Raw genomic sequence first — 12,853 nt, 5'->3', positions numbered from 1 at the left:
AATCGATAGACGCACGTTATCAGACTTGCGGTTTTGTGACAGATGCAATGTATCAGCGCTTGTCCAACGAGTAGACGAAGGGCGCCACTACCTCGATCGTGCCATTGTTCAACAACTCCGCAGGCGGTTTGGGTACCGTGCCGGCGCGGCGGATCATGTCCATCGTCGCGCGGTCCAGTGCAGCACTGCCTGAGCCTCCTGCCAGTGAATACGACAGCACCTTGCCCTCGGCATCGACCACGAAGCGCAGCCGGTTGATCCCTTGCAGGCCACGGCGACGTGCGTCTTCCGGGTACTTCTTGTACTTCGCCAGGTGACGCAGCAGGTCGCTTTGCCATGTCGGCAGGGCGTTGCTGTTGGAGGCGATACTCGGCTGCGGCGCTGCCGACTTCTGCGGTGGAGCGTTGCTTGGCGCGGTATCGGCCACTTGTTCCTTGGCCGGTGGTTCGTCCTTCGGCGGCTCAGGCTTTTTCTCGGGCTTGGGCGGCTGGGGCTTGGCCTTCGGCTTGGGCGGCTTCGGGATCGCGATCTTCGGTTTCGGAGCCTCCACCAGCTTGGGCAGCGGTGGCTCTTCGACCGGCGCAGGCGGCTGTGGAGCAGCTTTCGGTGGCGGCGGTGGCGCAGGCTCGGGGACCGGTGCCAGCTCGACCATCATCGCTGCCGGCGGCAGCTCGATGGCCTGGGGCACCGACCAGTTGAGCGTCAGCACTACGGCGATCACGTGCACACCGAGCACGGCTGCCAGGCTGGCACCGTAGCGCACCAGGTTGGAGCGCTTGTTCGTCATTTCTTGGCTGCCGTCTCGAGTCCGACCAGACCGACCTTGAGGTAGCCGGCCGCGCGCATGGTGTTCATCACTTCCATCAGGTCGCCGTAGTCAACACCCTTGTCGGCCTGGAAGAAGATGGTGGTTTCCTTGTCGCCCTTGGTCTTGGCGTCGAGCATCGCGCCAAGCTGTTCGGGCAGGGCCACCGCGTCATCGCCGACGTACAGCTTCTTGTCGGCCTTGACGCTGACGAACACCGGTTTCTCGGGCCTCGGTGCAGGTTTTGCGGTCGAGGCTGGCAGGTCGACCTTGATGTCGACCGTCGCCAGTGGTGCGGCAACCATGAAGATGATCAGCAGTACCAGCATCACGTCGATGAACGGCGTGACGTTGATTTCGTGGTTTTCGGCGAGGTCGTCGCCACCTTCGTTGAGATGCAGGCCCATGGCTTACCCCACTTTCACCATGTGCGGGGCGGCGCGCTCGCCAGCCTGATGGTCCAGGTCACGGCTGACCAGCAGCAGGACCTGCGCCGAGGCGTCGGAGACCTGCGCCTTGTAGCCGGCGATGGAACGGGCGAAGACGTTATAGATGACGACGGCCGGGATCGCGGCGACCAGGCCCAGGGCGGTGGCCAGCAGGGCTTCGGCGATGCCTGGGGCAACGACGGCGAGGTTGGTGGTCTGGGTCTTGGCGATGCCGATGAAGCTGTTCATGATGCCCCACACGGTGCCGAACAGGCCGACGAATGGCGCGGTGGAGCCGATGGTGGCCAGCACGCCGGTGCCGCTGCTCATATTGCGACCGCTGGCGGCGACCAGGCGCTCCAGACGGAAACTGACGCGTTCCTTGATGCCTTCCTTCTCGCGGGTGTTGGCCGACAGGCGCATTTCCTCGAGGGCGTCGTGGATCAGGGTATGGGCCAGGGTGCCCTCCTTGTCGGCGACGCTGCTGGCTTCTTTCAGGCTGGCAGATTTCTTCAGCAGGGCGATTTCACCGCGCAGGCGGCGCTTGGCGCCCATCAGCTCGAAGCCCTTGGCGATCCAGATGGTCCAGGTGATGATGGAGGCGATGGCCAGGCCGATCATTACCGCCTTCACGACGATATCGGCGTTCTTGTACATGCCCCATGGGGACAGGTCGTGGGCCATGCCCAGCGAGGTGTCTTCGACCGGTGCTTCGACGTTCTCGTTTGCTGGCGCCTGGGCCTCGGCGGGCTCAGCGGCGTTCGCGGATGCCTGGCCATTGGCGGCCGGGTCAGCCGGTGCGACTGCAGCAGGAGGGGTGGCGCCGTTGGCGGCAGGCTCTTCAGCCATGGCGGCCGGGGCCAGCACCAGGCTGAACAGCAGCGCGGCGATGGCGCGCCAGGCGCGCGACGTGGTTGGCGAAGCGGAAGGTTGAGTACGAGTCATGCTGGCCGGACCTGATGAAGAAAAATGAGGTGGTGTTCTCCATGGCCTCGAGGCGGGCCGAGAACTGATCAGGGCGCCATTATTGCAAGTAATTCTTGTTAACAAAAGTAATAGAGTATCTTTTTTTACGCTTTGGATAGCCGCTGATCGTCTAATACGGCTAGCCTGGGCCTTTCGTTCTGGAGTGAAGTGATGTCGGATCTGTCCGCGATGATCGTAGGTTGTGGCGATGTAGGCAGCCGCCTGGCCCGGCAACTGCTCGCCCGCGGCTGGCAGGTACATGGGCTGCGTCGCACGGTGGGGCAACTGCCTGCAGGCGTTCTGCCGGTGGCGGCCGATCTGTCCGACCCCAGCATTCCTGCAGGTTGGCCCGAGCGTTCCCCGGATTATCTGGTGTATTGCGTGGCGGCCAGCCAGCACGATGAAGCCGGTTATCGAGCCGCCTACGTGGAGGGTTTGCGCCACGTGCTGACTTGGTTGGCGGACAAGGGGCAGCACCCGCGCCGCTTGCTGTTCGTGTCCAGCAGCAGCGTCTATGCGCAGCAGGGCGGCGAGTGGGTCGAGGAAGGTGCGGCTACCGAGCCCGAGGGATATTCGGGGCGGATCATGCTGGAGGCCGAGCGCTTGGCGCTCGAGAGCGGGATTGCCGCCAGCCTGGTGCGCCTGACGGGGATCTATGGCCCCGGCCGCGAGTGGCTGCTTAGCCAGGTGCGCCAGGGATATCGGGTGACCGAGGAGCCGCCGCTGTACGGCAATCGCATTCATGCCGAGGACGCGGCCGGTTTGCTGGCGTTCCTGCTGCAGGCAGACGCGGACGGGGTGGCGCTGCAGGACTGTTACATCGGTGTCGACGACGATCCGGCCCCGCTGGCCGAGGTGGTGGCCTGGCTGCGCCAGTACATGGGCGTTACCGAGTGGTCTGACGAGCAGCGCGTGCGCCGCACCGGCAGCAAGCGCTGCAGCAACGCGCGGGCACGGGCGCTGGGCTGGGTGCCGCAGTATGCGAGCTACAAGGAAGGGTACGCGGCGATCCTGAAAGGCTGAAGCCAAGCCTCGACCACCGGTGTCGAGGCTGGCCGGGTACCCGTAGGAGCGGGCTTGCCCGCGAATCGGATACCGCGCTGCATGGCACCGGCTTCGCCGGTGATCGCGGGACAAGCCCGCTCCCACAGGGATTGGGCTGGTCTTTAAATTTTGGACGAGACAATTGCTCCTGCAGGTAGTGGATCAGTCGCGCTCAAGCACCCACTGCCGCGCGCCAGCCGCGAGTTCTGGCATTTCGTCGGGCTGCGCACGGTTCACTGCACGGAAGATCTCCAGCTTGTCGTCATCACGCTTGAACACCCAGGGGGCGCCGCGTTGGTCGCGCTCCAGCCAGAGGCTGTCGTTGTCGCCGCCCATGGTCGCGCAATCGCCGGCCAGGCAAAGGGCGTAACGGTCCAGATCGGGCAAGCCGGTCACGCCGCCGTCGTCGGCGAAGCGGACCTTGGCGCCCTGGCCTGGGCCTTCGACGATTTTCCATTCGCCACCCAGGTACGCCTTGTACAGGGCCTTCTCGAAGCTGCCACCCAGCGGTGCGTCGGCGGGTGCCGGGGGCTTGCTGCGCACGAAAGTCTGCTTGGCGCCGGAGGTGTCGGTCGTTTGCAATTCGTCGCCATCGAGGCTCAATTGCTCGCTCTGGCCGCCTTCGAAATTGGCTTGCCATTGCTTGTCGGCCGCGACGAGGCTGCCCTCAGCGGCTTCGAAGCCATTGCTGTACCGGGCTTGCTGGCTGGCGACGTCAATCTTCCATTCGAACACCGGACCATGGCTGGACAGCGCCTTGCGCAAGCTGTCGCCCTTGACGGCGGCGTCGATGGCATCCTGGTTGATCCAGGTACCGTTGAAATCTTCAGGTTTGTGGCTGGCGCAGCCGCCCAGAAGCAGGGCTGCCAGCGCGAGAGGCAGGGCATGACGCATGGTGGGAACCTTCAGGAAGGAAAGGCGGCAGGCCGGGCGCCCGCCGCCTGGGGCATCACTCGATGACGAGGATGGCGTCCATCTCGACTTGCGAGCCCTTTGGCAGGGCAGCTACGCCAATCGCGGCGCGGGCTGGGTAGGGCTGCTCGAAGTAGCGACCCATGACCTCATTGACCTTGGCGAAGTGGCTCAGGTCGGTGAGGAAGATGTTCAGCTTGACGATATCCTTGAACGAACCGCCAGCGGCCTCGGCAACAGCCTTGAGGTTTTCGAAGACCTGCACGGTCTGTGCCTCGAAGCCTTCAACCAGCTCCATGGTCTTGGGATCCAGAGGAATCTGGCCCGACATGTAGACGGTGTTGCCAGCCTTGATCGCCTGGGAGTAGGTGCCGATGGCGGCAGGGGCCTTGTCGCTGTTGATGACGGTCTTGGTCATGTTGACTCCTTGCGGTTGACGGATTACGCACGCGTTCGGGTGATGCGGACCACGCCGGTCAGGGTGCGCAGCTTCTTGATCACGCGAGCCAGGTGCACGCGGTCGCGCACGCTGACCACCAGTTGGACCACGCTGACGCGACCGTCGCGCTCATCCATGCTGATCTTCTCGATGTTGCCGTCGGCGGCGTTGACGCTGCTGGCCAGCAGGGCGATCAGGCCGCGCTGGTGTTCCAGTTCGACACGCAGTTCGACATTGAACTCGCCGGTGACGTCCTTGGCCCAGGAGAGCTGCAGGCACTTCTCCGGGTTGTGTCGGATTTCACTGATGTTGCGGCAGTCTTCCAGGTGCACGACCATGCCCTTGCCCGCCGACAGGTGGCCGACGATGGGGTCACCCGGGATCGGCGTACAGCACTTGGCGTAGCTGAGCACCAGGCCTTCTGTGCCGCGGATCGCCAGCGGACCCTCTGGCGATGGTAGTTGCTCGCCTTCGGCGGACAGCAGGCGGCGGGCGACCACGTAGGCCATGCGGTTGCCCAGGCCGATGTCTTCGAGCAGGTCTTCGACGAGCTCCAGGCGGTATTCGGTGAGGATGGCCTGGACGCGCTCGGCGGCGATCTTGTCCAGGCTGCTGTCGAAGCCTGTCAGCACTTTGTTCAGCAGGCGTTCGCCGAGGCTGATGGATTCGGAGCGGCGCTGCTGTTTGAGCGCATGGCGAATGTGCGTGCGTGCCTTGCCGGTAACCACGAAGTTGAGCCAGGCCGGGTTTGGGCGTGCGCCCGGTGCACTGACGATCTCGACCGTCGAGCCACTTTGCAACGGCTCGGAGAGCGGTGCCAGGCGACGGTTGATGCGGCAGGCGATGCAGCTGTTGCCGACGTCGGTGTGCACCGCGTAGGCGAAGTCGACGGCAGTGGAGCCTTTGGGCAGCTCCATGATCCGGCCTTTGGGCGTGAAGACATAGACCTCGTCCGGGAACAGGTCGATCTTCACACTCTCGATGAACTCCAGCGAGTTGCCGGCCCGCTGCTGCAGCTCGAGGATGCCCTTGACCCATTGACGGGCGCGGGCGTGGCTGCCCTTGGGCTGTTCTTCCTCGTTCGACTTGTACAGCCAGTGCGCGGCGATGCCGTTGTTGGCCATCTCTTCCATTTCGCGGGTGCGGATCTGGATTTCGATGGGCACACCGTGCATGCCGAACAGCGTGGTGTGCAGCGACTGGTAGCCGTTGGCCTTGGGAATCGCGATGTAGTCCTTGAAGCGCCCCGGCAGCGGCTTGTACAGGTTGTGCACGGCACCCAGCACGCGGTAGCAGGTGTCGACCTTGTCGACGATGATGCGGAAGGCGTACACGTCCATGATCTCGTTGAAGGCGCGGCGCTTGCCGCGCATCTTCTTGTAGATGCCATAGAGGTGTTTCTGCCGGCCGCTGACCTCGCCCTCGATGCCGTCCGCCGCCAGGCAGTTGGCCAGCGAGGTCTCGATCTTGGCGACGATTTCCTTGCGGTTGCCGCGCGCGCTCTTCACCGCCCGGTGAATGAGCGAGGAGCGCATGGGATGCATGGCCTTGAAACCAAGATCCTCGAACTCCACGCGCACGGTGTGCATGCCCAGCCGATTGGCGATGGGGGCGTAGATCTCGAGGGTTTCCTTGGCGATGCGCCGGCGCTTTTCACCGGACAGCACTTCCAGGGTGCGCATGTTGTGCAGGCGATCGGCCAGCTTGACCAGGATCACGCGGATATCGCGGGCCATGGCCATGGCCATTTTCTGGAAGTTCTCGGCTTGCGCCTCGGCCTTGGTCTCGAAATTCATCTGGGTCAGCTTGCTGACCCCGTCGACCAGCTCGGCGACGGTTTCGCCGAACTGCTGGCTGAGGGCTTCCTTGGCGATGCCGGTATCTTCGATCACGTCGTGCAGCATGGCGGCCATCAGGCTCTGATGGTCCATGTGCATGTCGGCGAGAATGCTGGCGACTGCCAGCGGATGGGTCACGTAGGGCTCGCCACTGCGGCGGCGTTGCCCGTCGTGTGCCTGTTCGGCATAGAAATAGGCCCGGCGAACAAGATTGACCTGTTCGGGGCCCAGATAGGTCGACAGCCGCTCGGCGAGGGCTTCTATACCCGGCATGGTTTCACCTCTTGCAGAGGAAGAGGATCGTGTGCCGCGCGACGTCGACCGGGCATGAATCAGACGGCCTCGTTGTTCTCGTCCTCGAACGCAGCGAACACCGGATCCTCGGTGACGATCTCTTCGGCGGCGATGAATTCATTGGTCACGATGCCTTCGGCAATTTCGCGCAGGGCGACGACGGTTGGCTTGTCGTTTTCCCACGCCACGCGTGGCTCCTTGCCGCCGGTGGCCAGTTGGCGGGCGCGCTTGGTCGAGAGCATGACCAGCTCGAAGCGGTTATCCACGTGTTCCAGGCAGTCTTCAACAGTTACGCGGGCCATGGTCTTCCTCAGTAGCAGATGCGATTAGCGTGCAGCCCAGAATGGGCAGGCGGACTCGATAGTTTAAAAAATCACCAGCCAATAGGGAAGGGCTGTTTTGTCTGGTGATCCGTGTCACCTGCTCGTGGGGGCGGGCTTGCCCGCGAAAGGGCCGTAACAGACAGCCTCTCGCTTGAACATGACGATAACGCTTCCCGTCCCGCGAACACAACAGCTTCAGCGCATCGCGTCGCGCAAGCGTGGGGTCAGCTCCTCGAACAAAGTCTGTACCGAACGCAGCGCTCGACAATCGGGGCGGGTCAGCAGCCACAGTTGGGTGTCACAACCTGGCAGCGCGCCGCTCAAGGCCTCGACGCCGGGCAGGGTGTCGACCATGTAGTCGGCCAGCGCCGCCACCCCCATGCCGGTGCTGACCAACTGAGCAATGGTCGACATGCCACTGCACTGGTACCGCGGGATCAGGTCGGGGTGCTGCTGGTTGCGCCAGACTACCGTGGGGTGGTCCTGCATGGCGTCGTCAGGGGCGATCCACGGCACGCTGTTTGGCGACTCGGCCAGGCGCTCGCGAAACTCCGGGCGTCCGCAGATTACGTAGGAGGTCGAGCCCAGGCAGCGTCCGACCAGATGCTCCGGGGGTGTGTTGGTCAGGCGCAGGGCGATGTCGGCGTCGCGTCGGCTCAGGTTGGCGAAGGTGTTGGAGGTGCCCATTTCCAGCGACAGCGCGGGGTAGTTGGGCATGAATTCGGCCAGTGCGGGCAGCAACAGGCTGTGCAGCACGGCTTCGGTGCAGGTCAGGCGTACCGTACCGCTGACCACCTGCTCGCCGCTGGTCAGAGCGATGCGCGCGGCGTCCAGCGCCTGCTCGGCCCGTTCAGCCTGTTCGGCCAGGGCCTGTGCGGTGTCGGTTGGCAGGTAGCCCTTGCGGCTCTTGACGAACAGGGCGGTGCCCAGCGCCGACTCCAGTCGCCGGATCGAGCGAAACACCGTCGAAACATCGACCTTGAGCAGCTCGGCGGCCTTGGCCAGTGAGCGACCACGTTCCAGCGCCAGGACCAGGGCGAGGTCCGCGTGATTGATCTGATATTGCATTTGTGCACGCTCTGCTTGCCGATTTGCCAATGTCTGTTGCACTGGAGCCCACTTTATAGTGGAACGGCCCCCGGGAATCAATGCACCGGGCGAGCCACAGAATTTCCCCACGATGGGGCAGTGAAAAGAACAACAGCAGCAACCATCGTCGCCCTCGAGGCGCCAGCCATATCCCCACATCGCCGCTCCGAATCAAAGGATGTACAGCCATGACGTCGGTCTCCCCGTGCGCCCGTTCTTCCCGCGAGATGAATGAATTCCTGGAAGCCCACCCGGACACACAGTACGTCGACCTGTTGATCTCCGACATGAACGGCGTGGTGCGTGGCAAGCGCATCGAGCGGGCCAGCCTGCACAAGGTGTACGAGAAGGGCATCAACCTGCCGGCTTCGCTGTTCGCCCTGGATATCAACGGCTCGACCGTCGAAAGCACGGGCCTCGGCCTGGATATCGGCGATGCCGACCGCATCTGCTATCCGATCCCAGGCTCGCTCTCCAACGAGCCCTGGCAGAAGCGGCCGACGGCGCAGTTGCTGATGACCATGCACGAAATCGAAGGCGAGCCGTTCTTCGCCGACCCGCGTGAAGTGCTGCGCCAGGTGGTGAGCAAGTTCGATGCGCTTGGCCTGGATATTTGCGCAGCGTTCGAGCTGGAGTTCTACCTGATCGACCAGGACAATCTGAACGGTCGGCCGCAGCCGCCACGCTCGCCGATCTCGGGCAAGCGCCCGCAGTCCACCCAGGTCTACCTGATCGACGACCTGGACGAGTACGCCGACTGCCTGCAGGACATGCTCGAAGCCGCCAAGGAGCAGGGTCTGCCGACGGATGCGATCGTCAAGGAAAGTGCGCCGGCGCAGTTCGAGGTCAACCTGCATCACGTCGCCGATCCGCTCAAGGCTTGCGACTACGCGATCCTGCTCAAGCGCCTGATCAAGAACATCGCCTACGACCACGAGATGGACTCGACCTTCATGGCCAAGCCCTACCCGGGCCAGGCGGGCAACGGCCTGCACGTGCACATCTCGCTGCTGGACAAGAAAACCGGCAAGAACATCTTCGCCAACGACGATGCGCTGCAGAGCGAAACCCTGCGTCACGCCATTGGCGGTGTGCTGGAAACCATGCCGGCGTCGATGGCCTTCCTGTGTCCGAACATCAACTCTTACCGCCGCTTTGGTGCTCAGTTCTATGTGCCGAACGCCCCGAGTTGGGGCCTGGACAACCGCACCGTCGCCCTGCGCGTGCCCACCGACAGCAGCGATAACTTGCGTATCGAGCACCGCGTCGCAGGTGCCGATGCCAACCCTTACCTGATGCTTGCCGCGATTCTCGCTGGTATCCACCACGGCCTGACCAACAAGGTCGAACCCGGCGCGCCGATCGAGGGCAATTCGTACGAGCAGCTTGAGCAGAGCCTGCCGAACAACCTGCGTGATGCCTTGCGAGCGCTGGATGACAGCGAGGTCCTCAACCAATACATCAGCCCGGAATACATCGACATCTTCGTGGCCTGCAAGGAAAGTGAGCTGGCGGAGTTCGAAGTGTCGATCTCCGACCTCGAATACAACTGGTACCTGCACACGGTGTAAGCCCATGAGCGCAATCGCGGTTCCCTTGATCGGTGTCAGCGCCTGCCGCCAGCAGGTCGGGAAGAACTCGTCGCACACGGTGGGCGACAAGTATGTCGAGGCGGCAGGTTTTGCCGGGCTGCCTGTGATCCTGCCGGCGCGCGACACGGCCAGCGACCCGCAGGCGCTGCTGGCGCGTCTGAATGGCATTCTTTTTACCGGCTCGCCTTCAAATGTCGAGCCGCATCATTACAATGGCGCCCCCAGCGTGGACGGTACCCGGCACGACGTTGCGCGTGACCGCCTGACCCTGCCGTTGCTGCAGGCCGCCATAGCCGCCGGCGTGCCGGTGTTGTGCATCTGCCGTGGATTCCAGGAACTCAACGTGGCCTTGGGCGGCACTTTGCACCAGCGGGTGCAGGAACTGCCCGGCTACCTGGACCACCGCGAACCTGAGGACGCACCCCTGGAGGTGCAATACGGGCCTCGACACACGGTCGGCATTGCGCCGGGCGGGCTGTTCGAGCGCCTGGGCCTGGCGGAGCAGTTCGAGGTCAACTCGCTGCACAGCCAGGGCATCGACCGTCTGGCCCCGGGCCTGCGTGTCGAGGCACGGGCCCCGGATGGCCTGATTGAAGCGGTGTCGATGAGTGATGCGTCGGGCTTCGTGCTTGGCGTGCAATGGCACCCGGAGTGGCGTTTCGCCGAAAACCCGGTCTCCCTACGTCTGTTTCAGGCGTTTCGTGAGGCCTGCATTGCCCATGCTGCTCGGGAGGGCTCGCGCCAGAAGGCATTCTGACGTTACCCGAAGGTCTCGGATGACCCATCCCCTGCAGCAAGCTTTCAATGAGTGAAAGCGGGCCTTGTTCGCAAGGTCTGTGAAAACAATACCAATAGCAACGGCAAATAACTCATGAGCGAATACACAGAAGCCGGCCGCCCTCCCGATGTGGCGGCCGACGCGGGCAGCAACACCCAGCGCGCCAGCAAAGGCCTGGCCAAAGGTCGCCTGGGCCTGCTGGCCAGCGTGGTGCTGGGCATCTCCACCATTGCCCCGGTCTACACCCTGACCGGCGCCCTTGGCCCGACCGTGCGTGAGGTCGGCGCCCATCTTCCAGCGGTCTTCATTGTCGGCTTCCTGCCGATGCTGCTGGTTGCCCTCGGCTACCGTGAGCTGAACGCCGCGGAGCCCGACAGCGGCACCTCTTTCACCTGGTCGGCACGTGCCTTCGGTCCCATGATCGGCTGGATCGGTGGCTGGGGGCTGGTCGTCGCCACCACCATCGTGCTGTCGAACCTGGCCGGTGTGGCGGTCGATTTCTTCTACCTGTTCTTCGGGCAGATCACCGGGCATCACGAGTATGCCGCGCTAGCGGACAACCTGTTGATCAACGTCACTACCTGTTGTGCGTTCATCGCCCTGGCGGTGTGGATCTGCTGTCGGGGCATGGGGACCACCATGACCGTGCAGTACGGCCTGGTTGCCCTGCAATTGCTGGTGTTGGTGGGCTTTGGTTTTGCTGCGTTCGGCGAGACCACCGCGCCACCGCCGCTGGAATTCGATTTCGCCTGGTTCAATCCCTTCGGGGTCGAATCGTTCTCGGCCTTCGCGGCCGGGCTGTCGCTGTCGATCTTCATCTTCTGGGGCTGGGACGTGTGCCTCACCGTCAGCGAAGAGTCCATCGGCAGCGACGAAGTGCCTGGCAAGGCTGCCACCTGGACGGTACTGCTGATCCTCGGCCTGTACCTGTTCACCGCCATTGCCACCCTTCAGTTCGCCGGCATCAGCGACACTGGCCTGGGCCTGGGCAATCCGCGTATCCAGGAGAACGTCTTCGCCCACCTGGCAGGTCCGGTGATGGGGCCGCTGGCGATCCTGATGTCGATTGCGGTGCTGGCCAGCACAGCGGCGTCGCTGCAGTCGACCTTCGTGTCGCCGGCGCGCACCCTGCTCGCCATGGGCTACTACGGTGCGGTGCCGCAGCGCTTCGCCAGTGTCTGCCCACGCTCGCAGACGCCGCGTTACGCGACCATTTGTGCGGGCGTGGCTGCTGCCTTGTTTTACGTGACCATGCGTACCCTGAGCGAGAACGTGCTGGCAGACACCATCACCGCGCTGGGGATGATGATCTGCTTCTACTATTCGCTGACCGCGTTCGCCTGTGTCTGGTACTTCCGCGACAGCCTGTTCGACAGCCTGCGCCACTTCTTCATGCGCGGCCTGTGCCCGCTGGTGGGTGGGGTGATCCTGTCGGTGATCTTCGTGCGTACCGCGATCGACAGCGCCTCGCCCGACTTTGGCAGCGGCTCGCATGTCGGTGGGCTGGGGCTGGTGTTCGTGATCGCGGCGATCATCTCGGTGCTGGGGATCGTGCTGATGATGCTGTCGCGGCTGCGTGCACCGGCGTACTTCCTCGGGGCGACCTTGCAGCAGCAGGCGAGGTTGCAGTTGCAGGAATAAGGCGCAAGGGGTGGCTGCTGCGCAGTCCAATCGCGGGGCAAGTCGTTGCGACTTGCCCCGCGCTGGTTTCAGCGCGTGGTTCAGCCGACCAACTGCTTCAACAGCTCACCATGGCGCTGCTGCTGCTTCTTGAGCAGCAACCGGTTCGAACGGAACACCGACTTCAGGTCTTCGAGCGCGTCTTCGAAGTCATCGTTGACGATGACGTAGTCGAATTCGTTGTAATGCACCATCTCGCTGACCGCTTCCTTCATGCGCCCGGCGATGATCTCTTCACTGTCCTGGCCGCGCCCGTCCAGACGCTGGCGCAGGGCTTCCTGGCTCGGTGGCAGGATGAAGATCGACAGGGCCTCGGGCATCAGCTTGCGCACTTGCTGCGCACCCTGCCAGTCGATTTCCAGGATCAGGTCGAAGCCTTGGTCGAGGGTTTCCTGCAGCGCGCTGCGGGAGGTCCCGTAGAAGTTGCCGAACACCTCGGCGTGCTCGAGGAAGTCGCCTTGGGCAATCAATGCCTTGAACTCCTCGTGAACCACGAAGTGATAGTTCACTCCGTGGATCTCGCCTGGGCGCATGGCACGGGTGGTGTGGGAGACAGAGACGCGGATCTGCTGGTCTTGCTGGGTCAGAGCAGTGACCAGGCTGGTCTTGCCAGCGCCGGAAGGCGCCGAAACGATGTAGAGGGTGCCGCTGCTGTGCTTCATGGT

At 63.6% G+C, this 12,853-nt stretch carries 13 protein-coding genes; 4 read left to right on the top strand and 9 right to left on the bottom strand.

What is annotated here, in order from left to right; all coding sequences use genetic code 11:
• Nucleotides 1-52: 52 nt before the first annotated feature.
• Genes ACMGGG_RS23395 through exbB form a run of 3 tightly spaced genes read right to left on the bottom strand, consistent with a single transcriptional unit; the run spans nucleotide 53 to nucleotide 2,178 of the window.
• Complete coding sequence (locus tag ACMGGG_RS23395; RefSeq protein WP_063541816.1) at nucleotides 53-787, bottom strand: energy transducer TonB; 735 nt, start codon at nucleotides 785-787, stop codon at nucleotides 53-55.
• The gene (exbD, locus tag ACMGGG_RS23390) at nucleotides 784-1,212 is read right to left on the bottom strand and encodes a TonB system transport protein ExbD (RefSeq protein WP_054894876.1); all 429 of its coding nucleotides are present in this window, start codon (nucleotides 1,210-1,212) and stop codon (nucleotides 784-786) included. Before exbD ends, ACMGGG_RS23395 begins: the two co-directional genes overlap by 4 nt.
• Nucleotides 1,213-1,215: 3 nt before the next feature.
• The gene (gene exbB, locus ACMGGG_RS23385; protein ID WP_414154517.1) at nucleotides 1,216-2,178 is read right to left on the bottom strand and encodes a tonB-system energizer ExbB; all 963 of its coding nucleotides are present in this window, start codon (nucleotides 2,176-2,178) and stop codon (nucleotides 1,216-1,218) included.
• A gap of 192 nt (nucleotides 2,179-2,370) precedes the next feature.
• Here exbB and ACMGGG_RS23380 point away from each other — a divergent pair, with 192 nt between their 5' ends.
• Complete coding sequence (locus ACMGGG_RS23380; protein ID WP_414154516.1) at nucleotides 2,371-3,222, top strand: SDR family oxidoreductase; 852 nt, start codon at nucleotides 2,371-2,373, stop codon at nucleotides 3,220-3,222.
• Between the two features lie 183 nt (nucleotides 3,223-3,405).
• Here ACMGGG_RS23380 and ACMGGG_RS23375 read toward each other — a convergent pair whose 3' ends face one another.
• From ACMGGG_RS23375 to ACMGGG_RS23355, 5 genes are all read right to left on the bottom strand, one after another.
• Nucleotides 3,406-4,137 (bottom strand): hypothetical protein, encoded by a 732-nt coding sequence (locus ACMGGG_RS23375; RefSeq protein WP_414154515.1) that lies wholly within the window; start codon nucleotides 4,135-4,137, stop codon nucleotides 3,406-3,408.
• A 55-nt stretch (nucleotides 4,138-4,192) separates the two neighbouring features.
• Nucleotides 4,193-4,573 carry a RidA family protein gene (locus tag ACMGGG_RS23370; RefSeq protein WP_029612280.1) on the bottom strand — a complete coding sequence of 127 codons (381 nt, stop codon included), beginning with the start codon at nucleotides 4,571-4,573 and terminating at the stop codon, nucleotides 4,193-4,195.
• Between the two features lie 23 nt (nucleotides 4,574-4,596).
• Complete coding sequence (gene spoT, locus ACMGGG_RS23365; protein WP_054894872.1) at nucleotides 4,597-6,705, bottom strand: bifunctional GTP diphosphokinase/guanosine-3',5'-bis pyrophosphate 3'-pyrophosphohydrolase; 2,109 nt, start codon at nucleotides 6,703-6,705, stop codon at nucleotides 4,597-4,599.
• A gap of 59 nt (nucleotides 6,706-6,764) precedes the next feature.
• Nucleotides 6,765-7,028, bottom strand: coding sequence for a DNA-directed RNA polymerase subunit omega (gene rpoZ, locus ACMGGG_RS23360; protein WP_003253383.1), 264 nt, complete (start codon nucleotides 7,026-7,028; stop codon nucleotides 6,765-6,767).
• Between the two features lie 216 nt (nucleotides 7,029-7,244).
• Nucleotides 7,245-8,117 (bottom strand): LysR family transcriptional regulator, encoded by an 873-nt coding sequence (locus ACMGGG_RS23355; RefSeq protein ID WP_054894871.1) that lies wholly within the window; start codon nucleotides 8,115-8,117, stop codon nucleotides 7,245-7,247.
• Nucleotides 8,118-8,326: 209 nt separating this feature from the next.
• Between ACMGGG_RS23355 and ACMGGG_RS23350 the strand changes: the two genes are divergently transcribed.
• The 3 genes from ACMGGG_RS23350 (at nucleotide 8,327) to ACMGGG_RS23340 (ending at nucleotide 12,149) form a co-directional block, all read left to right on the top strand.
• Nucleotides 8,327-9,709 carry a glutamine synthetase family protein gene (locus ACMGGG_RS23350; RefSeq protein WP_414154514.1) on the top strand — a complete coding sequence of 461 codons (1,383 nt, stop codon included), beginning with the start codon at nucleotides 8,327-8,329 and terminating at the stop codon, nucleotides 9,707-9,709.
• Between the two features lie 4 nt (nucleotides 9,710-9,713).
• Nucleotides 9,714-10,487: a gamma-glutamyl-gamma-aminobutyrate hydrolase family protein gene (locus ACMGGG_RS23345; protein WP_054894869.1), complete on the top strand. Its 774-nt coding sequence runs from the start codon at nucleotides 9,714-9,716 to the stop codon at nucleotides 10,485-10,487.
• A 114-nt stretch (nucleotides 10,488-10,601) separates the two neighbouring features.
• Nucleotides 10,602-12,149 carry an APC family permease gene (locus ACMGGG_RS23340; protein WP_414154513.1) on the top strand — a complete coding sequence of 516 codons (1,548 nt, stop codon included), beginning with the start codon at nucleotides 10,602-10,604 and terminating at the stop codon, nucleotides 12,147-12,149.
• An 80-nt stretch (nucleotides 12,150-12,229) separates the two neighbouring features.
• On the opposite strand, the gene gmk is transcribed toward ACMGGG_RS23340, so the two are convergent.
• Entirely contained in the window at nucleotides 12,230-12,850 is a 621-nt protein-coding gene (gene gmk, locus ACMGGG_RS23335) for a guanylate kinase (RefSeq protein WP_063541808.1), read from the bottom strand.
• Nucleotides 12,851-12,853: the final 3 nt, after the last annotated feature.

The organism is Pseudomonas sp. BNK-44-b, from assembly GCF_047456245.1.
GTDB lineage: Bacteria > Pseudomonadota > Gammaproteobacteria > Pseudomonadales > Pseudomonadaceae > Aquipseudomonas > Aquipseudomonas machongensis.
Note: the sequence above shows the minus strand (reverse complement) of the source record. Positions and strands in the feature narration are given on the sequence as shown.